The sequence below is a fragment of the Marivirga arenosa genome, from assembly GCF_030503895.2.
Taxonomy (GTDB): Bacteria; Bacteroidota; Bacteroidia; order Cytophagales; family Cyclobacteriaceae; genus Marivirga; species Marivirga arenosa.
This window is the reverse complement of record NZ_CP129970.2, coordinates 2,048,540-2,073,974: the sequence shown is the minus strand read 5'-3', so window position 1 is coordinate 2,073,974 and position 25,435 is coordinate 2,048,540. Positions and strand designations below refer to the sequence as shown.

Sequence of the window (25,435 nt, the reverse complement as noted above, 5' to 3'; positions counted from 1 at the left end):
AGCTATTCATCATCTTGAACATTGATTGAAACACTACCGCCCAAAGTGGTAGAAACACCAACTCTTACTCCCCAACCTTTGTATTGAAAATTTTCATATTGAGTAGCAACTTCTATTCTAAAGAATTTCAAGATTCCCTCTAAGGAGTAGCCTATTTCTGAATAATTTTTACTATCAGGTGTAAACAAATAATTTATAAATGCTCCTTCTTTAAACCCCATGAAACGAGTAGCAGGGATTTGAGTGATTAACAACTTTCTAAACCTATGAAAGATAAAATTTTCAGCATAAAACTGATCTGTACTGTACCTATAATAATCTAACAACCTAAAAGATTCAACTGGATCATTTTGCGTGAAAAATGCTCTATTCCCAGCAAAATGCGCATAATCCATAAACCCTAAGGAATTATTATTTAAAAAAGCTCCTATTCTAGTATTAAAATAAGTTCTTCCCTTAGCTCCGAAATCAAATTCATCCTTATAGCCAAACTCTATTCTATCAAAATCAACATCACTACCTGCTAAATTTTTAAATCCCTTGAAATAAGAAAGAGAAAAATTAGTAGCTCGTTGGCTAACTGGCCTTTTAATACCATTTCGAATGACATATTTGATAAATGGCTTATAATGAAATTTTACATTAGCTGTTAAAGCAGTTTGGCCATCAAATTCCGATATAGGATTTATATTCACTGGATAATTCGGAGTAAATTCTCTTCTCCAATCAATTACTCGGAAATCTGATTTGTTTAAAAGCCGGTTTCTCTCTTCATATTCTATTTCACCTGACATTCTAAATTTACTTGAGAAGCGTTTACCGAAATACAGTTGCAAAAAGTCTTTCTCGTAAAGCTTCATGAAGTTTTGCTCCCAAATGGTAGTAAAACTAGTATTGAGTAAAGGTAAAACAGCAGGTTCATCATTAAATTGGGAAACATATCGACCAACTCTTATACCTACATCTCCAGTTTTATATTGATATCGGGCAAGAACTTTACCTATTACTTTATTTCTAGCTACAGAATATCTAACTGTAGGTTTTAAAACTACATATGAATTCCAGTTATGGAAACTCCAATCAACGGTAGACCTGTCAATTGTAGTATCTCGATTTAATGGGATAAATTTCTTCAGTCCTATACTGTAATCAAAGTTTAAACCTTCAACCGTATTGTAATTTACATTAAGTATCGGATTATAGATCTTAAACCTCCACATTCCTGTGCTATCTAATTTATAATCTCCTCCAACAAGAATATCAAGAACTTGGAAAGTTGATTTATTCTTATTCTTAACGGAATCTTTGGCTGCTTTTTCTTCCTGAATTTCATTTAAGCTATCTAGTTTAGCGTATCCTCTTGTTTCATTAGTTGAAAGAGGAATCGGCCTGATTTGAGCCCAAAAGTTTGAATCCTGATTGAAAGCTGAAGAATCCATCTTATATTCATATACTCCAATCACATCTTGCTTAGCCAGTGAATCTTGTTGTGTCTTTCTATAATCCTTCATAATATCTGATAAATCATCAGATTTAACCACTACCTGTTCTTTCTTAGTTTCAACCAGTTCATTGGCTTCTTCAATAATTTCTTCTGTCATTCTGCCTTGCTCATCATCACCCTCATCTATTATTTTCAGTTGCTTCGGTAGAGCAGGATTTAATTCAATATTATAATTACTCATAGAAGCAAGGTATTTTCCTTCAAATCCTACTCCCATTAGTTTCCCATCTACATCAAACTGATGGGTAATAGGCATCCACGCAAGATCTTTTATATTTTGATATACCTGACGAATTCGGACTTCAATCCCTAATTCAACCTGTGCTTTCAAATCCACTCTAAATAAGGCCCAATCTTCTTCAACCAATTGAATATCTCCTTCAAAAACATTCGGTGCAGGTACCTTTGGAATGACTTTAATTTTATTTATGAGATGTTTTCCATCCATAAATGCCCCTAAATGTTTAAATCTATAATAGCGAAATGCTTTGGAAGATAAGGGAGAAATTACAGATGCAATCTCATCTTGATAAAAGCTTCCTGCTATGAACCGCATAGGATTAGCGTTAAAGTCTGTTTTCTTAGATGCATAAACAGAAATTACTTTTTCCGAAAATTGATTAGGCCTCCTATAGCTCACTTCACTTACTGATTCTGAAATAATTAAGGTTTCTTCATCTATGCCTTCCTTTTTTAACATGCTAGATAAATAAAAAGGAATATCCGTGGCTCGACCTTTACCTTTCACATAAACTCTAGCAGAATATGCATCTACTTGCTGACGATGATAACTACTTTTGGCAATGGCCTTTCTCATCATCCAGTTAGCAGGATCTGTTGCCTTTGCAGATGTAGTAACTTCATCTAACAATAAAGTTTGTTTTGGAAGTTGAACATCTAATTGAATAAATTGGTCTTGTACTAAAATCTGTTTTACTACGGTTTCATAACCTACAAATTTATACTGAAGTGTGTACTCGCCTTCTTCAAGTTGAAGCTCATAATATGCTTCTTGATTTGTAGAGGTGCCCGAACCCGTTTCTTGCACATAGATGGTGGCAAAAGGCAATTCTTCTCCGCTATCACTATAAACAACTCCTCTAACTCCTACTTGTCCGAAAAGATGTGATACGGATAAAACAAATAAAATTAAGCTTACTAGGTTCTTCATTTTGTTGGTTCTAATGAATGGTTCAAGATTTTAATTAAGGTTGATAGCTGTAGCTTAACAGAATTTAAATGTAAAGCTTTTTTCCTTTAATTCTATCTAAAACCACATCAGGCACAAGATATTTTACTGAACGGTTATTTTTTATGGATTTTCGTATAAAAGTAGCAGAAATATCCATCATCGGTGCTTCTACGAAACGCACATTTTTATGCTCTTCCAATTCAGATTTTTTAGCATTGGGTCTTGGATAGACTAATAAGCCATAATCTCTTAATATCACATCTGAGTTTTTCCATTTCGGGAAGCTCTTCAGATTGTCTTCTCCAATTATCAATTTAAAATGGTGGTCAGGGTTTTGATCAGTAAGATAAGCCAGAGTATCAGCCGTATAACTTGGCTTTGGCATATTAAACTCAATATCTGATACTTTCATATAAAAATGATCCGCTATGGCAGCTTCCACCAAATCATAACGATCAAATTCGTGGGCTAAGGATTTTTGTTTTTTAAAAGGACTTTGGGGAGATACAATAAACCATACTTCATCTACATCAGGCTCCTCAAGCATAGTGTTTGCAATTATTAAATGTCCAACATGAATAGGATTAAAGGAACCAAAAAAAAGCCCTACATTTTTGCTCATCTTACTATTCTTTCAAAAAATCAGACACTAACTTTTCTGCTTTATTAAGTGAGGTAGATAAATCTTCATTTACCAGAACATAATCAAATTCCTTTTCAAATGTCATCTCAAATTTTGCCTTATATAATCGTTGAGATAAACTGGAGGAGGATTCAGAATTTCTTTTTTTCAATCTATCTTCTAAAACCTCAAGAGAAGGGACTTTAACAAAAACCGCTAAAGCGTTATCACCAAAATATTTTTTTAGCTTTAAACCACCTTTTACATCTACATCAAAAATTACAGCTTTACCTTGGTCCCAAATTCTTTGAACTTCTTCTTTTAATGTGCCATAGAAATTGCCCTCATATACCTCTTCCCATTCTACAAATTCATCTTTATCGATTCGATTTTTGAATTCCTCAACAGAAAGGAAATAGTAATCAACTCCATCTACTTCGCTTCTACCTCTTTTATCACGAGTGCATGCTGAGATAGAAAACCCTAGATTAGGATGTTCATTAAGTAAATGTTGTACGATAGTTGTTTTTCCTGAGCCAGAGGGGGCAGAAAATATAATGGCTTTGCCGCTTTCTTTCATTTTGGAGAAGCTGTTTCTAAAATTTTATTTTGAATAGAATTCGCTAAGCCAACTGGAGAGGCTGCAGCTTTGATCCCTGTTTTAAGTTTATCTTTTATCGTTTTGCTTAAAAGATATTCTTCTCTGCAGGCTTCACAGTTCTCCAAATGATCCATTAATTCTTGATGTTGCTCTTCAGAAGCTTGCCCGTCAATTACAATTTGTAATAATTCTGTACACGCTTGTTTTTGCTCAACTTCCATGATATGGTTTTTCATTAAAAAATTTGGCTTTGCCAATCAATCTACAAATATGCCCAATGTTTTCTTCTCCTAAAAACTCTCTCAACTATTTTCTTTTATCTTTATAGCCTAAGGAGCTAGCATATTGTTTTAATTTATCTTTTAGTAAATTTCTAGCTCTATGTAATCTACTTCTTACAGTACCTATCGGAATATCAAGAATTTTTGCCATCTCTTCATAGGTAAATCCTTCTAGGTCACACAAAATTATTACAGTTCTAAAATCGACATCAAGTGAATTGAGTGCGTTTGTGATTTCATCCCCTATTAAATGCTGAACAGTTTCAACTCTTAGATCTGTTGTAATATTTTCATTTACAGAATCTGAATTGTAAAAAGTTTCAACCTCTTGGTAATCTACCTTGCTCGGTTGCTTACTTTTTTTTCTATAGTTATTAATGAAACTATTCTTCAAGATTCGAAACAGCCATGCCTTAGCATTGGTTCCCGTTTCAAAGGAATTGATAAAGCGGAAAGCCTTCATAAAAGTTTCTTGCACTAAATCCTTAGCATCATCTTCATCCAAAGTAAGCCTAAAGGCAAAGTTATACATCGCATCAACATGCGGCATAAACTCTTGATTGAAAACTTTTTGCCTATCATTCTTATTGTATGACATACTTTCCCCCACTCTAATTGAAATTTAGTAATTATGTATATAACCCAAATAAAAAAATAAGGTTATCAATTTACTTTTACGATTTATGAAGAAAATGTTAAAGGGAAAGGTTTATAAATTTTTGGATTTATTCACTATTTGATGATTCTATTTCCTGAAGTAATTTAACAATTAATCAAAGTATGGTTATTTAATCAATTTGTAATTTTTAGTAGTGAACAATTTTTTACCTCCTAGTAAATTATTCTCAATCCAAGTCAATGTTTTTACTTTAATAGCTTTTTTTGTCAATCGATTTTCCGGGCTTTTAGAGTATTTTGAATAATTCAATTGATCTTTCCAATCCATCGCAGCTATCCAATCTTTCATCACCTTTGGATGAGTCCCTTTAAACTTTGGAAATTGTAGCATTGGCCCGTAATCAAATTCTTTAGGTTTAATAAAATCATTCTCATCTACTTTATTAGAATGAATTTTATTCAATGATGCAGATTTTTTAGTCATTAATTTTGGAGGCCTCACCCAGCCATAATGATAAATGTAGGCCTCTAATTTTTTAACCCCTAATTTAAAAGTCCCTTCTTTAACTCTGTAATTCAATCCGTCAAAATTAGGAATCCTTCTGAAGGATTGAGCAGATTTCCAACTATGAATATCTTTCCTATTTCTTACTATTCTAATTTCAGATGGGTACCAGCCATGCTTATGCTGATAATGATCAAAATCACCCCAGAAGTGGATGTAATTGAATAAAAATCCCTCCACTCTTTCATCATCTAAATTTTTCTCACACATTGATTTTATTTCAGCATGGTATTTTTCATGAACAACCTCATCCGCCTGCAAATAAAATAACCAATCTCCTGTGCATTCAGCTTTGGCAATATCAGTTTGGTGAGCATTTTCCATCCCTCTTGGATATTTTGCCGTATCCCAAGTAGTATGAATAATTTTAATTTTAGGACTGTTCAATGATTCAATCAATTCTTGCGTATTGTCATCAGGGTCACAATCGCCTAATGCCACCACGAATTCATCTACCAAATCTAATATAGAAGCTATTGACTCCTTAATGGGGTAATAAAGTTTTGATACATTCTTAACCATTGTAAAGCCACTGATCTTCATAAGTAATATTTTTAATTTTATTAATCTGTTTCTTTTTAATTCAGTAATTTTGGAATCTAAAAGATATTTCAAAATAGATCTATTCTATGAGTAAATCCTCACCTGAATTATATTTCCATGTTGGTCTTGGTAAAACCGCATCTACCTTTCTTCAAGATCGGTTTTTTCCAAAATTAAAAGGTATACACTACACCCCCTCAAACATATACAGATTTTTTCCAAAAATTATAAAAAAAGGGAGTTATGATCGTTACTTATTCTCTAGAGAATTTGACAGACAATTTTATGATGAAACTCAAAAAATTGTCGATATATCTCCAGATACAAATATCATTATTATTTTAAGAAAACATGATAGTTGGATAGCTTCTCAATATAGAAGATATGTCAAAAATGGTGGTAAGCAGGATTTTGAACAGTTTATTGATTTAGAAAAAGATCAAGGTGCATGGAAACAAAAGGATTTATATTTCTATCCAATGCTAGAGTTCATTAAAGAAAAATTCACAAAGCAACCTTTGGTTTTATTTCATGAAGATTTAAAAAAGGATCAAAAGAGCTTTTTAGATAGAATTGCCAATTATTTAAAAGCAGAATACAACATTAGTGATATCAATTTAAATCCAAAACATACTGCTTACAGTGACCACCAATTACAATTGGTTAAAAGATATAGTCCAATTGATAAAGATAATGAAACACACTACTCTAACCGAATTTGGACTTTTATTACCTATAGGTCTAAATGGCTAATAAACCATCTTGTTTTATATTCAGCTAATTTGATTCCTAAATCAAAGAATGAAAATCTAGTCAGTGTTGAGCATCAAAAAAGAATTAACACTTTTTACCAAGAGGATTGGAATAGATGTATCGATTTTGCGCAAAAATATTCAGCTTAAAATTAATTAAATGAAAATCAGTGCAACGATAATTACATTTAATGAGGAGCAAAATATTAAAAGATGCTTAGATTCTCTGATTGAAATTGCAGAGGAAATTGTGGTAGTGGATAGTTTTTCCACTGATCAAACAGAATCTGTATGCAAGGTTTACAAGCAAGTCAAATTTATCAAGAATGAATTCAAAGGGCATATTGAACAGAAAAACTTCGCCATTCAGCAAGCGGAGCATGACTGGATTTTATCTTTAGATGCAGATGAATGCTTAAGTGAAAAATTGAAAACTGAAATAGAGTCTATAAAATCGGCCGATCAAAATAGTTTTCAAGCCTACTCTATGCCTCGATTAAATAACTACTGTGGTCAGTGGATTAGACACAGCGGTTGGTACCCTGACCGAAAAGTGAGATTATGGCACAGAAAAGTAGGGAAATGGGGTGGCAATAACCCACATGATAAAGTTATTTTAAATCGTAATACCCCATCTGGAAACCTTAAGGCTAATTTGTTACATTATACTACTGACTCAATCAGTACACATATAGATCAAGTAAACAAGTTTTCAGAAATAGCAGCTGTTCAATTATTGAAAAGTAAGAAAAAGCAGAACGCTATTTTTAAAATGCTTTTCGATCCACCTTTTATGTTTATCAAGAAATATTTCTTTCAATTAGGGTTTTTAGATGGTTTTTATGGCTTTGCTATTGCCATTATTTCTGCACATGCAAAATTCTTAAAATACGCTAAGTATTACCAAAAAAGTAAATTCAAGCAATGAAAGTATTGCATGTAAGCACAGAAAAAGTTTGGAGAGGTGGTGAGCAACAAATCGCTTATCTGATAGAATCTTTACAACTACTAGGCGTAGAAAATGTACTCATCTGCAATAAAAACAGCAAAATGCATCACTATGCTAAAATAAACAAACTAAATTATAGAGCTGTAAGGATTAAGAATTCAATTGACCTTTTAGCAATTAATTCCTTTGTCAAAATTTTTAAAGAAGTAAAAGCTGACATTGTTCATCTACATAGCTCAAAGGCTCATACACTGTCTTTATTAGCTAACCTCTTCGTGCCTAAACAAAAGTTTGTTTTACACAGAAGAGTTTCATTCCCTATCTCTGCAGGTTTTATCAATAATATAAAATACAACGCTAATTCTTTAAAAAGAATCATTTGTATTTCAAAAGAAATTCAAACTCGTGTCCAAAACATTACCGGTATTTCAAAGACTGAGGTTATTTACAGTGGAATCAACCTTGATAAATTCAATAATCCTATAAAAGAAATTGATTTCAGAGATAGATTTCAAATCGACTCCGAACAAATAATTATTGGAGGTGTAGGAGCTTTAAGCATTGAAAAAGATTTTAATACTTTCATAAATACCGCTTCTATAGCTCTAAAAAAGGTTCCTAATTTGTCTTTTTTAATTGTTGGCGATGGACCTGAAAAAGACAAATTGAAAGAGAAAATCAACCAATTAGGGTTGAATCAAAAGATAATACTCACTGGTTTTTTAGATAATATTCCCTCATTACTTTCACAATTAGATATTTTCATGCTCTGTTCGCAATCAGAGGGATTAGGAACTAGTTTTTTAGATGCCTTTGCCAGTAAATTACCAGTTGTAGCCACAAGAACGGGTGGTGTGCCTGAAATTGTTATTCACAATAAAACAGGGCTTATTACGGAACCAGGTAATACCGAGCAACTAGCACAATTTATAATCGAGTTGGCACAAAATCCTGAGAAAAGGATAAAATTAGGAGAATCGGCCAAAAAATTTGTGAAAGATTTCTCAATAGAGGAAATGGCCAAAAGACATTTTAATCTATACAAAAAGATACTGAATTCATGAGTAAAGCCAGTGTGATAATATCTTTCTATAACAGGATAGATCAGCTAAAATTGATCTTAACCGCATTGAATCAGCAAACTTTCTCTGATTTTGAAGTAATTATTTCTGATGATGGCTCCAATAAAGAAGTGGTGGATGAAATTCAAAATATAATAAATCAATATTCATTTGACATTACTCATGTTTGGCATCCCGATAATGGATTTAATAAAACCAAAATCCTCAATAAATCAATTATATCTAGTAAAGCAGATTATTTAATATTTATTGACGGAGACTGTATCCCTGCCAACACTTTTATAGATGACCATCTGAAATACAGCCAAGACAAAAGAGTATTAATAGGGCGAAGAGTCGAGCTATCTCTCAAATTGTCCGAAAAAATTACCTCAGAATATATACAATCAAGGAAGTTTAAATGGTTATCTAGTATTGCTCTTTTGGATAGTTTTAAGAGTGATACCCGTAAAGCGGAGGCTGGTATAAGAATGAGCAGCAAGTGGATAAATGAAAAATTAGGGTCATATAATAAAGGAATATTAGGTTGCAACTTCTCTGTTCATAAATCTCTATTACTTGAACTAAATGGATTCGATGAGCGATATATTTATCCTGGGGTAGGTGAAGACACAGAGCTTAGAGAACGCGTACGTCATGCGGGTCTTGAGATTTTTAAACCTAAATTCGCGTTAGTTCAATACCATTTATGGCATAAAAAACAAAGCCGATCAGGTCAAGCTGAAAACATGAAATTGCTTAAAGAAACTATGGAAAACAAGTATATTAAAACACCATACGGAATCAATAAAGAATAGCTCACTTTTTTAAGCCAAAAAATTTCTTCAAACGATACCTGAAATATTTCCATTTATAGCTTTTTCTATGCTTGCCCAGAAATAAGAAGTTTTCATTATTACGAATATTCCCATCAATATAATGTAAAGGAAAGTCATTTTTCCATGCAGCATAGTTAAAGCTTAACTGATCTCTTTTACTCCCTTTTATCAACTCGCCCCACCATGCTTCCATCAATTTAATGACTTCAGGATCATTGTGCTTTCGAATTAAAACTCCAGCAGCAATAAGGCCATTATTTACCGGGTAGCCTTCCGCTCTATACTGTTCAACCTGCCTTCTCATCACTTCCGGATCGTCCTTGAAAAATCCGTTCTCTTTGCCCAATGCAATTATAGCTTCGTATTCATCATAAACACAATTTCTTGAATCGCTACTTTGAGCATGATCAAAAATCACCATTTTCTTCTGACTCAAATGATGGTTTATAAAATCAGTGACATTTCTCCTAACAAGAAAATTTCCGTCCATATAAATTGAATAATCGTAATCACTCAGATACTTATGTGGCAATAATTTAAATTTCCTATTATTTTTTGTATTGTCATCAAATTCAGTTTCTACTTGTATAACTTTCCAAGTTTTGGACTTGAATGGCTGATCCGTAAAACAGATGTAGTCTATACCGTGAATCTTTCTTTGTGGGATGAGATCGTTATAAGGACCAAAAATGGCTGTATATATTACTATTTTATTGCTCATAACAAAAAATGAAGCTTTAGATAAAACTAAAGCTTCATTTCATAATATAATGGAAATTAATATCTGTAATATTCTGGCTTATATGGGCCTTCAACCGTAACACCGATATATTCCGCTTGATCTTCAGAAAGAGTATCCAATTCAACTCCAATCTTCAATAAGTGTAAAGCCGCAACTTTTTCATCTAAATGTTTAGGTAAAGTATAAACAGCATTTTCATATTTATCCTTGTGTTTCCAAAGCTCAATTTGAGCTAAAGTTTGATTCGTAAATGAATTAGACATTACAAATGATGGATGACCAGTTGCACATCCTAAATTCACTAATCTACCTTCAGCTAATAACACAATCTGCTTTCCAGATTTCATTGTAATTAAATCTACTTGAGGCTTAATGTTATCCCACTCAGCATTATCATGCAACCATGCAACGTCAATCTCATTATCGAAATGACCGATATTACAAAGGATAGCCTTATCTTTCATTAAATCAAACATATCACCTTTGATGATATCTTTATTTCCGGTAGCTGTAACAATGATATCTGCTTCTGGAAGAGCATTAACCATTTTCTTTACTTCAAAACCATCCATTGCAGCTTGTAATGCACAAATAGGATCAATTTCAGTAACAATTACTCTAACGCCAGCACCTCTTAAAGAAGCAGCTGATCCTTTTCCAACATCACCATATCCACCTACAACCGCAACTTTACCAGCCATCATAACATCCGTAGCTCTTCTTATAGCATCTACCAATGATTCTTTACATCCATATTTATTATCAAATTTAGATTTAGTAACTGAATCATTAACGTTAATTGCTGGCATTGGAAGTGTCCCCTTTTTCATTCTTTCATAAAGCCTGTGAACACCTGTTGTAGTTTCTTCTGAAAGACCATTGATACCTTCTGCTAATTCAGGATACTGATCTAATACCATATTGGTTAAATCACCACCATCATCTAAAATCATGTTCAATGGTTTTTTATCTTCACCGAAGAATAAAGTTTGCTCAATGCACCAATCAAATTCTTCAGCAGTCATACCTTTCCATGCAAACACAGGAACTCCTGCTTCAGCAACAGCAGCTGCAGCTTGATCTTGTGTTGAGAATATATTACAAGAACTCCATCTTACTTCAGCACCTAAAGCCGTTAAAGTTTCTATCAATACTGCTGTTTGAATAGTCATATGTAAACACCCCGCGATTCTTGCACCTTTTAAAGGTTGCTCTTTTCCATATTCCTCTCTTAAGGCCATTAAACCTGGCATTTCAGCTTCCGCTAATGTAATTTCTTTTCTACCCCAAGCTGCTAGGGAAATGTCTTTTACTTTGTAATCTTGTGTCTCTATCATTGTATTGTATTTTCTTCTCTAAGAATGCTTTAAGCATTGCAAAATTACCATATAAGTTTTAATTATTAAAGGTTGTAAGTGTTTATTGATCGAAAAGGTTTTCGTTAAGACAAAAGCTTCACTTCTTTAAATTGGTATTTCCTGAAATTTTCGGCTTCATCCTCAATTTCAATCACTCCCTCTGGACTTACTTTTCGAATGATTCCGTTAAACTTTCCAGTAGAATCTTCATAGAAAGCTACTTTATCTTTCAAATAAAGTTTCTCTTCATATAGTTGATGTAAGAGCTTAAAATCTCTGCTTCTCGCTATTAAATAATAATGTTCAATTTTCTCTACAACGCTTAATAAAACCTTTTCCAATTCAAATTTCTTATCAAAAACATTCTTTAATGATGTTGCAGTTACTAGCAAGTCAGAATCTTGATTTACATTAAACCCTATCCCAATAATGCTTTCTGCTATGTTTCCTTTATGTATTGAATTCTCTATTAAAATGCCTCCAATCTTCTTTTTGTTTACAATAAGATCATTTGGCCATTTTACATAAGCTTTTACGGAAGACTCAAATTCTTTAATTACATCCAAAACGGATAGTGAAACTATTCTATTCAGTTCAAATTGTTGACTAGCTAAAAGAAAATTTGGTTTTAAAAAAACTGAAAATGTTAAATTCTCCCCAGGTGGTGAATTCCATTGATTTCCTCTTTGACCCTTGCCTTTTGTTTGGTGTTCTGTAATGATAATTGCACCTTCGTGAAGCTGTTTTTTGGCAGAGAGTTGTGCCATCAGATCGTTGGTTGAATGACAGCTTGGCAGAGAAATTACTTGTTTCCCTATAAATAAGGTATTGGCAAAGATTTTATGCAATATTATTTCGTAGATTTACAACAAAGAAACATCATAGAGTTGAAACCAAAAAATATTTAATGAATTCAGAAGCTTTAAGCAAAATAGTTGTGCAGGGAATGCAGGAGAAGAAAGCTCAAGACATCACCATTTTAGATTTAACAGATGTTAAAAATGCAGTAGCAGATTACTTTGTGATTTGTTCCGCTACATCTGACACACAAGTTGACTCCATTTCTGAATCAGTTGAAAAATTCGTTTACAAACAAGCTGAGGAAGACGTATGGATGAAAGAAGGAAACAACAATAAGGAATGGATATTAATGGATTTCGTAAATGTTATTGCCCACATTTTCAAAAGTGAGGTTAGAACTCGTTATAATCTTGAAAACTTGTGGGGTGATGCTAAAGTCACAGAAATAGAAACGGTATAAAAATTTATAATAAACATAATGCTAAATGGTTACGTTATCCATTCAGCATTGTAATAGTTAAATAGTAATGGCAGAAAAACCAAAAGATAGCAAAAGAAAAAAAATCATACCTAAGCCGCCACAAAAGCCAAATTATCAAATATGGGTGATCATAATATTGATCTCAGTTGTGTTTGGTATTTCTTTGTTTAGCGGTAGCAGTAATGCAATAAAGATATCTGAAAAGAGATTTGAAAGAATGTATTTAAGTAATGACATTAAAAAAGTGTTGTTGCTTAAAAATCAAGGTATAGTGGAAGTGTATCTAAAAGAAGATGCACTTCAAAACTCTAAGTATATTCAAGAATTAGAAAATCAAAATCCTTGGAATTATCAACAAGGGCCACATTATTCTTTCGAAATTCCTAGCTTAGATATTTTTGATAAAAACTTCTCAGAATTGGAAAGCCAAGTTCCTGAAGAAGATAGAATTGGATATGAGGTTGAAGAGCGAACTCAGTGGTCTGAAATGTTTTGGAGCTATGGCTTCTTAATATTCCTACTTTTTGGGGTTTGGTTCTTGATGAGAAGAATGTCAGGACAAGCCGGCCCTGGTGGACAAATCTTTAACATCGGAAAATCTAAAGCCGCATTATTTGATGCAGAGAATAAGGTTAAAATCACATTTAAAGATGTTGCAGGTTTAGATGAAGCAAAAGAGGAAGTTGCTGAGATAGTAGAATTCCTTAAAAACCCTTCCAAATTCACAACATTAGGTGGTAAAATACCTAAAGGTGCCTTATTAGTAGGCCCTCCTGGTACTGGTAAAACATTATTAGCTAAAGCGGTTGCTGGTGAAGCAGAAGTTCCATTCTTCTCGCTATCCGGTTCCGATTTCGTTGAAATGTTCGTTGGTGTTGGTGCTGCTAGAGTAAGAGATTTATTTAAGCAGGCTAAAGAAAAAGCGCCTTGTATTGTATTTATTGATGAGATCGATGCAATCGGTAGATCAAGGGGAGGTGGGAGAATGCCAGGATCTAATGATGAAAGAGAAAATACATTAAACTCACTTTTAGTGGAAATGGATGGTTTCTCAACTGATTCTGGGGTCATTATTCTTGCCGCTACCAACAGACCTGATGTGTTAGATTCCGCTTTGATGAGACCAGGTAGATTTGATAGACAAATCAGTATTGATAAACCTGATATCATTGGTAGAGAAGCTATTTTCAAAGTTCACTTAGGTCCATTGAAAGTTTCTAAAGATATAGACGCTAAGAAGTTAGCTGCTCAAACACCAGGATTTGCTGGAGCCGAAATTGCGAATGTTTGTAATGAAGCTGCCTTAATAGCTGCTCGTAGAAACAAAAAAGCAGTGGATATGAATGACTTCCAAGACGCAATCGATAGAGTGATTGGTGGTCTTGAGAAGAAAAACAAAATCATTTCTCCTGATGAGAAAAAAATTGTTGCCTATCACGAAGCAGGGCATGCAGTTGCAGGTTGGTTCTTGGAGCATGCAGACCCATTGGTAAAAGTTAGTATCGTGCCAAGAGGTATTGCTGCATTGGGTTATGCTCAATATTTACCAAAAGAACAGTTCTTGCATCAAACAGAGCAACTTTTTGATGAAATGTGTATGGCTTTAGGTGGTCGTGCTGCTGAAGAAATCGTTTTCGGAAAGATCTCAACTGGTGCACTTAGCGATTTAGAAAGAATTACTAAAATGGCTTACAGTATGGTAAGTGTATATGGTATGAATAGCAAAATTGGTAATGTTTCTTTTTATGATTCTAAAGATGGTGGCGATTATAAATTCACCAAACCTTATTCTGAAGAGACGGCCAGAGTAATTGATGAAGAAGTAGGTAAATTAATTGCTGAGGCATATAAGGCAACTAAAAAATTACTTACTGAGAAAAGGAATGAGTTAGAAATTTTAGCTCAGCAGTTACTTGAAAAAGAAATTTTATTCCAATCTGATTTAGAAAAATTAATTGGGAAAAGACCATTTGAGCATCAAACTACTTATGAGGCATATACTAATGGGAAGAAATCAGAAGCTGCAGAGAAGGAAAAGAAAGAAAAAGCTGAAAAAGAAGAATCAGTTGTAGAGGAATCTACAACGAGTTCGAAAGAGTCTTCTGATAACGCAGAAAATAAATCAGAAGAATAAAAAAATAAACACTTAATTTTAATAGCCTTGCTTTTATAGTAAGGCTATTTTTTTGAGTAATATTTAAGCTTATTTCCTAATCTATTACTAACAGAAAGCGGAATAGACTCTGATTCTAATATCTCTCCATTTTGATCAACAATACTATAAAAAGGAAATTCTCTAATTTTTAATGACTTTCGGTAAATGCTATTTCTGAAAGCCTTTTCTTCTTGAGGAAATAAATGGTGACCTGAAATATTATTTTGATAGACAAAGGACTTTGTTTTTTCTGGTTGTTCATAGGCATCTATACAAAGATGAATGAAATTATATGTTTGATCGAATTCATCTTTAATTTCATTTAATAAACTAAATTCAGAATTCATACCTCTATCCCATGTAGACCAGAAAATCAGGAGACTTTTCTTTTCATTTCCATCTCTTAACAGATATGCTTTTAAAGCATCATCTATATCCAATCCAAAAATAAAATCAATTTCAGAGTTTAAAATGGTATTCTGAATAGCCTTTTTTTGAATTAATGATTCTGCAATCTCTATCTCTCTTGGACTTAATTTACTTTCATATAATCTAAGATTGGCCTTTAAATCACTTTCCGTTAGGGTAGAATTAAAAAAATGATGAAAAGTTAATAATTTGGATTCAGGCAAACTGAAATCCTTTTCAATTTGGGCTTTAACACGAGGATTATCTAAGCCCTTGAAACTAGTTGTATGAAAGTACTGATAATACAGCTTATAAAGTAAATGCCAGTATTCAATATAAGAAGGGACAAAATGAATATATTCATCCTCTATAGTTGAGTCAAAATTCTCAATTGCATAATTGAATAGTTTTTTTGCTGAATTTTTATCCCAAACAATGGTGCCATAAGAATTATCTGTACGATAGTCATCATTATTATTTGCCAGTTTTAATAAACTATCCACAGCAAATTTATAATACACATCTAACGTATGAATTCGGTTCAATTCTGTTGATTGATCACTAAAATCTTTTTTATACCATTCCTGTTTTAGAAGTAGTAGATACCCACTTTGCTTACTTATTCTTTCTAAGTCAATTTCTATATCATGACTAAGATTCTCAATCCATAAAAAGTAATCCTGATTCCTATAATTTAAAGTATAGAAATGATATATTTTATCCTCATTGATATTAAAAACAGTTGATTCAGGATACTCAAATTGAGCTTTGATTATTAGAGCTGTTGGATATGCAGCATCAGAAAGCTTAACCTTATGAGATGACTTATGCAAAAAGCTTACGGTATTAGCCGATATACTAAGTGTGTATACAGTAAAAGTTAAAAGAATAAATATAGATTTCACCTATCCACTATTTATATAATTAAAAGTAAAAATATAAATATTTAACTATAAGTAGGTGTTGAATACTATATTATATTAATGAGCCTTAAATAATTTCCTATAAATAGGTTTTCTGTAAGCAAATTGAAGAAGTAAAACTGGATATAGTATAAAATCGAATAAAATAAAGGGCGATTTGAAGGTGATATCATCTATTATATTTGAGGTTTGCTCAGAAGATTTCTCAACTATATGATGATGTTTCCAATACTTAAGAAAAAAAGGAAGTTTCTCACCTTCATCAATAAATTCAAAAACTGAATCGTCAGTATTATCAAAAGTGATTCTGCTAATCCAATCCTGTTTGAAAAGAATAAAATTTAATTGAAGATGTACCTTATCTCCTTTTTCAGAGCCTCCAAATTCTTTCAACTTTACAGGAGGAAATGGAGGATTTAATGACAAAAATAGCTTTTCATTAAATCCTTCCTTTACTTTTAAATATCCCTGACTTACCTGCGTTTTTAATTTTATATGCATAAACAGGAAATCAAAAATCCGTAGAAATGTTTTAAACTACTCTTTATATTTTGAGCCATATGTGTGCGTAATCACTTTTTTTTCTCCTAACCTGACTTCGAATAATTTATCATATTCATTTTCTGAAATTTTTTCCTGAGGACGCTCTATTCCTAAAGCTTCAATTTGTTCAAGAATCGTATTGCTATGCCCAGATATTAAAATTGTATCTACTTTCATTTCTTTCAGCTGAGAGGCAAAAGCTTCTAAATCTTTTGCATCATAAATAGCAATCTTTTTATTCTGATCTTCTGCAATGGGTTTAACTGTCTCCTTCGTACGAACAAAATCTGTTGAAAAAATAGAATCCACTTGAATATCTTTAAACCAACTCGCTAAATCAACAGATCTAATAACTCCATCAGTTGTTAATGCTGGGTCATTTTTTGGGACTGTATCTTTTTCTGCATGACGAACTAGATAAATAACTTTGCCGTCATTTGAATTACTACAAGCCGTTATAAAAAATGCTAAAAATATAATAGCGATTAAATTTCTCATACTCATTATTATTTATTTACACTTTAGGGAATGCCACTATAAATTTAGCTCCCTTTCCTAATTCACTTTCACACCAAACACTTCCATTCATTTCTTCAACATATTTCTTTACAATGGATAAACCCAATCCTGTTGAAGTTTCATCTCCTGTTGGCTTGGCAGTTAATGTCATGTATTTAGTGAAGAGTTTTACTTTATCTTTTTCAGATATCCCCGGCCCTTCATCTTTCACATAAATATGATGAAATTCATGATGGGTTTCTGTACCAATGCTCACTTTACTTCCTTTTGGTGAAAATTTTAAGGCATTACTTATTAAATTTTCAAATACTTGTTTTAGGAAAAATGAATCTACCATTACATTTTTCCCAAAATTTATCTTTGAGCTATCGATTGTAATATTTTTTGACTCAGCTTTTTCTTTAAATTCAGAAACGGTCTCTTTTAAAACTCTAGAGATATCCACCTCTCTAATTTTATAATTTAAACTCTTCTTCTGAATGGATTCTAAATCTAATATACGTTCTACCAATTCCTTTAAATGCGCATTCGAATATTCTAATTTTTCAAAGATATCTGACTCTTCCTTATCCCACTTTTCACTTTTAAAACTTAACAAGGTAATTAAGCCAGTCATCTGATTTATAGGACTTTTTAAATCATGGGCTACAATTCCAATTAAATCATCTTTTTGCTTGTTAAGGTCAGTAAGCTCTTTGTTTTTTATTTGTAGCAATTGCCTCTGATGAGATACTTCATCTTTATTTCTATTCAACTCCACTAAGGTTTCCTGCAACTGTTGTGACTTTTCTTTCAGCAATATATTATCACGATGACGTATACGGTTTGACCTAACTAATAATATAGTAATGATAACAACAAATACTAAACTGACACTTACTGATACTATAATGGTCCATTGTTGTTCTTTTTGCTTTTCAGATGCTATCAAACTCTGACTTTGTATTTCTTTTTCCTTGTTTAAGAAAGCAATTTCATCGGCTCTATCCGAAACATTATCACCTGCTAATCCCCATATCAACTCTGAATAATCATTTCCTAAATATCGCCTAATTATCTTATCTGCCTCGGCCCTATAAAGATAGCTTTCAAAATAATTCTGAATAGATTTATCCCATCCTTTATTAAGTTGATATATAAAACGGTATCCATCCCTCTTGACTTGAAATTTACTATGTCGCTTAACTGGGTATCCTTTACCAATTTCAATCACATAAAAGGGAAGCCCTACATATCCTACCATTTCTTTGTTTCTACTTACCAAACGAATAATATCTTCATCATTGGGTACATCAACATAATTTAAGTCTAAATCAAATTTTTCACTTAAACGATCTAAATCTGTTTTATAGGTTGTACTTGACATTGTAGCTGCTTCAAATCCATCTATATGGCTTTTTAAATTCCGACCATCCTTTAAAAACGGGACTGATAAATGAGTAATGAAAACACTTACATCTGGCATGTAAGAATAAGAAAAGCCAACTAGTTTTGATCTCTCATCTGTTTTGGAGATAACTGACACTCCAAATGAAGGGACATCAGATTTTTTAACATATTCAAATACTGAATCAAAAGTGGGTACCTGCTCCCATTCTACAAAAAGCTTAACAGAATATTTTTTTTCTATAAAGCGGAGGTAGGAATCCATCATCTCCTTTTCAATACCAAGTAAATTCCCTATATCATCTTTGTAGATAAAAGGTTCTATGGGATAATAAAATATCTTCACCTTGGCTGAACCTTCATCAACCATTTCCTGAAATGATTGTCCATTAACAGAAATAGCCAATAAAAAGCATAATGACCATATGGTGAAATATTTCTTCAAACAGATTAGACGTTTAATATATTAAATTAAGCAGAATGCAATTCATAAAAAAAATAATTACGTTTTTATGAATATAATTCTGATACGATTAATCTGAAAGATATAATAATTAAAAGAAAATGAAATACAATATTTGGGATTATGAGGTATAAAATCGATAAACCATCGAAATTGAACGAATGCTTATTTCTTAATCATTATTTGTAAAATCACCATTCTTAATAGCCCTAAATATTTCTACCCAAGACATCGGATTTAGTAAAGGATTAATTCTTACTGAATTTTTAGTTTGGTCATAAAAAGCCTGTTGCTGAACAAACCATCTATGATTCATTGAACCATCCGCTGGAAGAGTTTTATACATTTCCTGAAGAGTAGCAGGGTCTAAATTTTTATTAATATTACTGTATTCACTAGGTAGTCTAACGGCTAGTACGGCCTTTTTAAAGGCTTCAGCGGTTGGAGGCATATTGTAAACCTGAACCTCATTTAACATTTCAGTATCTTGTTCTAGTTGAAAAACAACTCTAAGGGTAGAAGTCTTAATTTCTGGAACGACATAAGTTGCTTTTTTAAACCCTACCGCACTAATTACCAAGCTGTCTCCTTCTAAAGCTGGCATAGAAAAGAATCCATATTCATTTGTAGAAGTACCTCTTCCATATACTGGAGTATAGATGTGTACACCAGGAATACTTACACTATCCTGATCTAAAACAACCCCCGTAAATTGTATTACCTTATCCGATTTTTCTTCTTCTTGCGAAAAACCAAAAAAGGGAACGAATACAATCAATAAAAGTAATATGGATTTCTTGAGTGACATCTTCTACAAATATAATAGATAAATGCGAATAACTGAAAAAATTAATGCATAGCAAGAACTTCATTCAATTAATCTTCCTTCAGTCTAACGACTTAAATATTCATTAGTTATAGACCTTTTCAATTATTTATAAAAATGTAAATTCAATAAAAAATTAAGATCTGTCATAGAAACAAGTTTTCATTAAAACTTAACAGGAAATAGTGAATCTGATGACCAATTATTCGGTTAATCATATTACATTCATGGTTAATTAATTTTATGAGACTAAAGAATTTTACATTAAATTTTAGCGTTCAATTTTATAAGTGTTTGTCTGATGATTCAAGGCTTAGATTATTGTTTTTAGTTCATCAGAACCAAGAAATGTGTATATCAGATCTTGAATTAATATTAGACTTCACGCAAGCCAAAACGTCCAGACATTTAACTTACTTAAAAAACAATGGAGTGTTGAATTCAAAGAAAGTAGATCAATGGGTGTTTTATTATGTAAAGGAAGAGGTGAAGGATTTATTGGCACAGACCTTTAAATTTGTGGAAAAAGATCAACAGCTTCAAAAAGATTTAGAAACGTTTAAAGTAATGTATACCAACAGAACTTTAGCATTAAACAAATTACACAGCAAAAAATGGGTAAAATAAATCAATACAAACACATATTTTTTGATTTAGATCATACGCTTTGGGACTATGAGAAAAATTCTGAAGAAGTATTAAATGAATTATTTCTAAAATATCAACTTGAAAAACTAGGAGTCATTAGTTGTAATCAATTTCAAGAATGCTTTGAGCATATCAATAAAGATTTATGGAATGAATTCAACAAGAATAAAATCAATAGAGATACCATCAGAGAGCAAAGGTTTTTAAGAATTTTAAATCAATTTCAAATTGATGATGCTGAATTAAGTAGTAAACTATCAGATGAATATTTAATGCTTTGCCCTACTAAACCACATTTAATGCCCTTTACCATTGAAGTTCTTCAGTATTTGAAGGAGAATTACCAATTGCACATTTTAACAAATGGCTTTAATGATGTGCAAAAAATTAAATTGGAGAAATCTAATCTTCATCCATACTTCGCTACTGTTGTAACCTCTGATAGTGCAGGTTATAAAAAACCCATGACCTCAATTTTTAAATATGCTGTTGAAAAAGCAGATGCAAGAATAGAAGAATCAATCATGATCGGGGACAACTTACAAACTGATATTTTAGGAGCTCGCAACTTTGGAATGGATACAGTTTATTACAATCCTGGTAAAGAAAAACATAAATCAAGAGTGACTCACGAAATTGATTGTTTAAGTCAATTAAAAACTATTTTTTAATTGCTTATTTGATAACTGAACATCTAATTACACGTTCAATTGCTTTGTATTTAAATTATTGGAATAATAATTGTTAGGTATTTTACAAAAGCACTAGATTCTATCAACTAAAATTAACGGCAAAATGCTAAAGATATTTTTAACTACCATTTTTTCATTTTTATTCCTTTTAGGCCTCACAGCTCAAAACATACAAGTTAAAAATTCAAGCTTCGGCAAAGGCGAAAATGCCATAATATTGCTTGATAGTGGTTATAGCAAATACAATGAAAATTTTGAACTAATTTTTACTCATACTACTAAAATTGAAATTCTTAAAGAGGCAGGCCTATCATGGGCAAAAGTAATGATTCCGTATAGCGATGAAGATTCACTTATTTTTATCCAAGGCCAAACCTATAATTTAGATGGCAATAGAAATTTAGTGATAGATTCATTGAGTACATCAGATATTGAATCTGAAAAAGATAATGGTTTTATTAAAAACTATTTTGAATTACCCAATGCAAAAGTTGGTAGTATTGTTGAATATAGCTATCAAATTAAAATTAAAGATTGGCAACAACTTAACACCTGGTATTTCCAAAATGATATACCAGCTTTGAAATCAACCTATACCACAGAAGTTCCAAATTATTTACTTTTCTATAAATATTTAGAGGGGTCTATTAGCTTAAGTGATTTTAACAGACGTACTGTAAAAAAGATCATTTCAAACAAGCAAACAGATGTATTAATAGAGGATTTTGTTATGGATAGTGTACCTGCTTATGTGGAAGAAGAAGATGTACCAGGAGGAGATTATTTCATTTCTAAATTAAAATTTAAACTTGCTGAATATACATTGCCCAGAAATAACACTGAATTTTTATTGCCTCAAAACTATGAAGAATTAGCTTACAATTGGGCCGGTTCTCCTTTCTTTAGAGATGTTTATAGAAGGAGTAGTTATCTTCAACCTACAGTCGATAAAATTTATCACCCTGACTTATTAAAGTTAGATGTAATCAGAGGATTTTACTTTTTCATGAGAAATAATTTCACGGTAGACTTCTCATTTAATGATAAAAGTTTGGAAGAAGCATTTAACGCCAGAAGAGGGACGCCTCAACAAATTAATATGCTTTTAACAAAGCTTTTAAACCAATCAGGTTTAGACGCTTATTTAGTGGCTTTGAGTTCAATGGATAATAGGCCTACTTATCCTGATAATCCTTATTTCGAACTTTTTAATGCTTACATAAGCTTGGTACGCTTAAATGGTAAAAATTATTTGTTGGATGCCTCAAATAAGAACCTATTATTCAATATGCTTCCTCCAAATTACATAACAAATGGTGGATTAGTAATTTCAGAAGATGCGCCTGGTTTTATTCCTCTTGATTTTAATTTTGAAGACAAGGAGTTTATAACTGGAAACTTTACTATAACAGACTCTGCTTCAATTGTAGGTGATTACGAAGTGAAAAGAGAAGGGTATGCAGTCTACGCTTTTGATTCTCGCTTTTTAAACAGTAATAGAAGTTATAATGATTACCTCATAGAAACCATATTCGAAAATATGGATTGGAATATTAAAAAACATGAAATTAAAGATGAATTTGATGAGAATAAAGAACTTAAAGAATACTTATCATTTGAAAAACCTGCTGATTCAATAGCTAAAAACTATATGGAAATAAAACCTGTTATTTTCAATGAATTTCCTGAAAACCCACTTAAAGCAGATGAAAGGCAAAATCCTGTAACTCTATATACTCCCTATATCAGGAAGGCGAGTTTTACTTATACTTTACCCGATGGCTGGCAGGTTTTAAGATATCCTGAAAACAAAAGTATCGCCTTAGAAGATGGTAAGGGGAAATTTTTATATCAATACAGAAAAGTAGAAAACGCGATAAAAATTTCTTATACAATTGATTATGATCAAGTAATTTACATGCCCGATGAATATTCAATGATAAAAACATTCTTTCAGGAAATTTCAGATGCCTTAAGCCAGGAAATTATTATAATTCGATAAGTTGCTGTGATCTCTTAGATATAATAAACTTTCAGCTACTATATCGCCCATTGATTTGCATCTATTGAAAGATTCATGTTTATAGTGATCTGCCAATTCAGCTTTGAGATTGGCAACGTTTTTAGGAATTGATAAGGTATCTTTTCGCATTGATTTCATCAGTTCCTTTAGGTTTCTTTCAGAAGCTTTCATTCTATTCAAAATTAAGGTACGCTCTTCCTTTTGATACTGTTTAACAGTAGTGGGAGTCATTAATTCAAGACCAATTTCTATGATCGGGTTATTTTGCTTGAAATATTGCGGCATGTAAACTGCTTTTCTTCCCTCATAGGATTGCTGATCAAAATCAATCGATTTAATTCTGTAATGTATTTCTTCAAAATCAGGGGTTATATCAATTACAAAATTACTAGAATGCATATCTCCTAATAAACGGACAAAGCAGCGCTCTGTAAATTTGACAAATTCCTTGGCCAATCGAATTTTATTCAGCTTACCATCATTCATATAATTTTTTATGAACTGATCACCTGGAATCCCTGGGATATGTTCTTCTATCAGAGTATTGCCATTAACGATATAACTCATTCTATTTGGTGACAAGAGATGCTCTAATTCTAAGCCATATATTCTGGAAGCATCTGCTTTTTTAATGTAGAAATAATCGAAGTTATCATTGATCTTATTTACAATCCGAACTCTGAAAGGGTAGGTATTTCCATAAGTACATGCATCTACTCTATCCACATAAAGATGTTCCATAACAGACAAATCCCCATCGGCTTTTAATATGGCGTAAATATTTTTTAAGCCATAGTAAATATGCTTCATATCATCTTGAGAGAAAAATAAGGTTTCCCATAGCGTATCATTGTCATCGCTATCATAGAGGGGGATTGCATTTTCCGCTCTAGTGAGATCATCATACTTGATGGGAATATCTACATGCCTCCCATTCTGATGCAAATATTTCATTAAATTATCACTTACCGGAAATATATTCTTCTTCTTACTGATTAAAGCCATATTCGAATATAAAGCCTTTTCAGCAAAAATTTATCATGCAGTCTTCTTACGTAATTTAAAATCTTCTGATGTATTATTTAAAATGGAATCAATTTCTATCTCTTGTAGTTTTTTATTTATTGATTTATCAGATGAAGTATCAGCATAATAAACAAGTGACCAATTACCATCCCGATCTTCTGCAAGTGCACTCATACTTTCTACCCAATCTCCAGAATTCATATAAATGATCCCGTTAATTTCTTTTAAAGCTGCCTGGTGGATATGACCACAAATAATACCATCGCAATCTTTAATTTTAGCTATTTCTGTCAACTGTTTTTCAAAATCATCTATATAAGAAACCGCTGATTTTACTTTTGATTTCACTACTTGACTTAAAGAATAATAAGGCAAGCCTTTTTTTCTTCTATATTGGTTATAAAGTGAATTGACCCAAAGCAAAAAGGTATATCCTACATCTCCAAGTTTTGCCACCCATTTTAAATTAGTGGTTATGGAATCAAAAATATCTCCATGAACAACATAAAACTTCTTGCCATTACTTTCAATCGTTAAATCTCTTGTAATGGTTAAATTCCCAACTTTAAAAGGTAAAACCTGATCTAAAAAATCATCATGATTACCTCTTAGATAGATCACTTCTGTTTTATGATCCTCAATCATTTTTAAAATTCTATTAAAGAATCGGGTATGTTTGCGTTTCCATGTGCCGTATTTTTTGAGTTGCCAACCATCAATTATATCTCCATTCAATATTAATCGATCACAACTGCATTGCTTTAAGAATTTCACTAATTCTTTAGCTTTTGAGCCTTTAGTGCCTAAGTGCACATCGGAAATCACTAGTGTTTTGTAATGTGTTATCATAACCTCTTTTGGTTTCTTAAAGGTCATGATTGATTATTACTTGTTGTTTATCAACTTATTAAAGA

Annotated in this window: 25 protein-coding genes; 9 read left to right on the top strand and 16 right to left on the bottom strand. The window is 32.1% G+C overall.

The features are described from left to right. Window positions 1-2 precede the first annotated feature (2 nt). The 6 genes from QYS48_RS09175 to QYS48_RS09150 form a co-directional block, all read right to left on the bottom strand. On the bottom strand, window positions 3-2,675 hold the full coding sequence (locus QYS48_RS09175; protein ID WP_308355645.1) for a DUF5686 and carboxypeptidase regulatory-like domain-containing protein: 2,673 nt from the start codon (window positions 2,673-2,675) through the stop codon (window positions 3-5). A 64-nt stretch (window positions 2,676-2,739) separates the two neighbouring features. Further along, window positions 2,740-3,318: a nicotinate (nicotinamide) nucleotide adenylyltransferase gene (gene nadD / locus QYS48_RS09170; protein WP_308355643.1), complete on the bottom strand. Its 579-nt coding sequence runs from the start codon at window positions 3,316-3,318 to the stop codon at window positions 2,740-2,742. Between the two features lie 4 nt (window positions 3,319-3,322). Then, window positions 3,323-3,898, bottom strand: a complete 576-nt coding sequence (gene gmk / locus QYS48_RS09165; protein ID WP_308355642.1) for a guanylate kinase — start codon at window positions 3,896-3,898, stop codon at window positions 3,323-3,325. Continuing rightward, window positions 3,895-4,155, bottom strand: coding sequence for a zf-HC2 domain-containing protein (locus QYS48_RS09160; RefSeq protein WP_308355641.1), 261 nt, complete (start codon window positions 4,153-4,155; stop codon window positions 3,895-3,897). The genes gmk and QYS48_RS09160 overlap by 4 nt, the downstream gene beginning before the upstream one ends. A 70-nt stretch (window positions 4,156-4,225) precedes the next feature. Then, on the bottom strand, window positions 4,226-4,798 hold the full coding sequence (locus tag QYS48_RS09155; RefSeq protein ID WP_308355640.1) for a sigma-70 family RNA polymerase sigma factor: 573 nt from the start codon (window positions 4,796-4,798) through the stop codon (window positions 4,226-4,228). 186 nt (window positions 4,799-4,984) lie between these two features. Continuing rightward, window positions 4,985-5,926 carry a glycosyltransferase family 2 protein gene (locus QYS48_RS09150; RefSeq protein WP_308355639.1) on the bottom strand — a complete coding sequence of 314 codons (942 nt, stop codon included), beginning with the start codon at window positions 5,924-5,926 and terminating at the stop codon, window positions 4,985-4,987. Between the two features lie 86 nt (window positions 5,927-6,012). Between QYS48_RS09150 and QYS48_RS09145 the strand changes: the two genes are divergently transcribed. Genes QYS48_RS09145 through QYS48_RS09130 form a run of 4 tightly spaced genes read left to right on the top strand, consistent with a single transcriptional unit; the run spans window position 6,013 to window position 9,506 of the window. Beyond that, window positions 6,013-6,828, top strand: a complete 816-nt coding sequence (locus tag QYS48_RS09145; RefSeq protein ID WP_308355638.1) for a hypothetical protein — start codon at window positions 6,013-6,015, stop codon at window positions 6,826-6,828. Between the two features lie 10 nt (window positions 6,829-6,838). Continuing rightward, the gene (locus tag QYS48_RS09140; protein ID WP_308355637.1) at window positions 6,839-7,606 is read left to right on the top strand and encodes a glycosyltransferase family 2 protein; all 768 of its coding nucleotides are present in this window, start codon (window positions 6,839-6,841) and stop codon (window positions 7,604-7,606) included. Further along, the gene (locus tag QYS48_RS09135) at window positions 7,603-8,691 is read left to right on the top strand and encodes a glycosyltransferase family 4 protein (RefSeq protein ID WP_308355636.1); all 1,089 of its coding nucleotides are present in this window, start codon (window positions 7,603-7,605) and stop codon (window positions 8,689-8,691) included. The genes QYS48_RS09140 and QYS48_RS09135 overlap by 4 nt, the downstream gene beginning before the upstream one ends. Next, window positions 8,688-9,506, top strand: a complete 819-nt coding sequence (locus QYS48_RS09130) for a glycosyltransferase (protein WP_308355635.1) — start codon at window positions 8,688-8,690, stop codon at window positions 9,504-9,506. Before QYS48_RS09135 ends, QYS48_RS09130 begins: the two co-directional genes overlap by 4 nt. 1 nt (window position 9,507) lies before the next feature. Here QYS48_RS09130 and QYS48_RS09125 read toward each other — a convergent pair whose 3' ends face one another. The 3 genes from QYS48_RS09125 to QYS48_RS09115 form a co-directional block, all read right to left on the bottom strand. Further along, window positions 9,508-10,248: a glycosyltransferase domain-containing protein gene (locus tag QYS48_RS09125; protein ID WP_308355634.1), complete on the bottom strand. Its 741-nt coding sequence runs from the start codon at window positions 10,246-10,248 to the stop codon at window positions 9,508-9,510. 56 nt (window positions 10,249-10,304) lie between these two features. After that, a complete protein-coding gene (ahcY, locus tag QYS48_RS09120) occupies window positions 10,305-11,606 on the bottom strand; it encodes an adenosylhomocysteinase (RefSeq protein ID WP_308355633.1) in 1,302 nt (433 codons plus the stop codon). Window positions 11,607-11,710: 104 nt separating this feature from the next. Next, window positions 11,711-12,475, bottom strand: a complete 765-nt coding sequence (locus QYS48_RS09115) for a biotin--[acetyl-CoA-carboxylase] ligase (RefSeq protein ID WP_308355632.1) — start codon at window positions 12,473-12,475, stop codon at window positions 11,711-11,713. Window positions 12,476-12,534: 59 nt separating this feature from the next. Between QYS48_RS09115 and rsfS the strand changes: the two genes are divergently transcribed. Continuing rightward, entirely contained in the window at window positions 12,535-12,888 is a 354-nt protein-coding gene (rsfS, locus tag QYS48_RS09110; protein ID WP_302102285.1) for a ribosome silencing factor, read from the top strand. Window positions 12,889-12,955: 67 nt separating this feature from the next. Then, window positions 12,956-15,043, top strand: coding sequence for an ATP-dependent zinc metalloprotease FtsH (gene ftsH / locus QYS48_RS09105; protein WP_308355631.1), 2,088 nt, complete (start codon window positions 12,956-12,958; stop codon window positions 15,041-15,043). Between the two features lie 44 nt (window positions 15,044-15,087). Here ftsH and QYS48_RS09100 read toward each other — a convergent pair whose 3' ends face one another. The 5 genes from QYS48_RS09100 to QYS48_RS09080 form a co-directional block, all read right to left on the bottom strand. Next, window positions 15,088-16,377 carry a thioredoxin-like domain-containing protein gene (locus QYS48_RS09100; RefSeq protein ID WP_308355630.1) on the bottom strand — a complete coding sequence of 430 codons (1,290 nt, stop codon included), beginning with the start codon at window positions 16,375-16,377 and terminating at the stop codon, window positions 15,088-15,090. A gap of 75 nt (window positions 16,378-16,452) precedes the next feature. Further along, complete coding sequence (locus QYS48_RS09095) at window positions 16,453-16,896, bottom strand: hypothetical protein (RefSeq protein WP_302122652.1); 444 nt, start codon at window positions 16,894-16,896, stop codon at window positions 16,453-16,455. A 36-nt stretch (window positions 16,897-16,932) separates the two neighbouring features. After that, the gene (locus QYS48_RS09090) at window positions 16,933-17,436 is read right to left on the bottom strand and encodes a histidine phosphatase family protein (protein ID WP_308355629.1); all 504 of its coding nucleotides are present in this window, start codon (window positions 17,434-17,436) and stop codon (window positions 16,933-16,935) included. Between the two features lie 16 nt (window positions 17,437-17,452). Next, window positions 17,453-19,288, bottom strand: coding sequence for an ATP-binding protein (locus QYS48_RS09085; RefSeq protein WP_308355628.1), 1,836 nt, complete (start codon window positions 19,286-19,288; stop codon window positions 17,453-17,455). 190 nt (window positions 19,289-19,478) lie between these two features. Continuing rightward, window positions 19,479-20,114, bottom strand: a complete 636-nt coding sequence (locus QYS48_RS09080) for a carboxypeptidase-like regulatory domain-containing protein (protein ID WP_302102289.1) — start codon at window positions 20,112-20,114, stop codon at window positions 19,479-19,481. 261 nt (window positions 20,115-20,375) lie between these two features. Between QYS48_RS09080 and QYS48_RS09075 the strand changes: the two genes are divergently transcribed. From QYS48_RS09075 to QYS48_RS09065, 3 genes are all read left to right on the top strand, one after another. Beyond that, on the top strand, window positions 20,376-20,759 hold the full coding sequence (locus QYS48_RS09075) for a metalloregulator ArsR/SmtB family transcription factor (protein WP_302102290.1): 384 nt from the start codon (window positions 20,376-20,378) through the stop codon (window positions 20,757-20,759). Further along, the gene (locus tag QYS48_RS09070; protein ID WP_302102291.1) at window positions 20,747-21,451 is read left to right on the top strand and encodes a YjjG family noncanonical pyrimidine nucleotidase; all 705 of its coding nucleotides are present in this window, start codon (window positions 20,747-20,749) and stop codon (window positions 21,449-21,451) included. Before QYS48_RS09075 ends, QYS48_RS09070 begins: the two co-directional genes overlap by 13 nt. Before the next feature lie 124 nt (window positions 21,452-21,575). Further along, complete coding sequence (locus tag QYS48_RS09065) at window positions 21,576-23,474, top strand: DUF3857 domain-containing protein (RefSeq protein ID WP_308355627.1); 1,899 nt, start codon at window positions 21,576-21,578, stop codon at window positions 23,472-23,474. On the opposite strand, the gene QYS48_RS09060 is transcribed toward QYS48_RS09065, so the two are convergent. Further along, window positions 23,445-24,500, bottom strand: a complete 1,056-nt coding sequence (locus tag QYS48_RS09060) for a hypothetical protein (protein WP_302122635.1) — start codon at window positions 24,498-24,500, stop codon at window positions 23,445-23,447. The two genes, QYS48_RS09065 and QYS48_RS09060, sit on opposite strands and share 30 nt — an antisense overlap. 33 nt (window positions 24,501-24,533) lie before the next feature. Beyond that, window positions 24,534-25,370, bottom strand: coding sequence for a UDP-2,3-diacylglucosamine diphosphatase (locus QYS48_RS09055; protein ID WP_302104052.1), 837 nt, complete (start codon window positions 25,368-25,370; stop codon window positions 24,534-24,536). Window positions 25,371-25,435 lie beyond the last annotated feature (65 nt).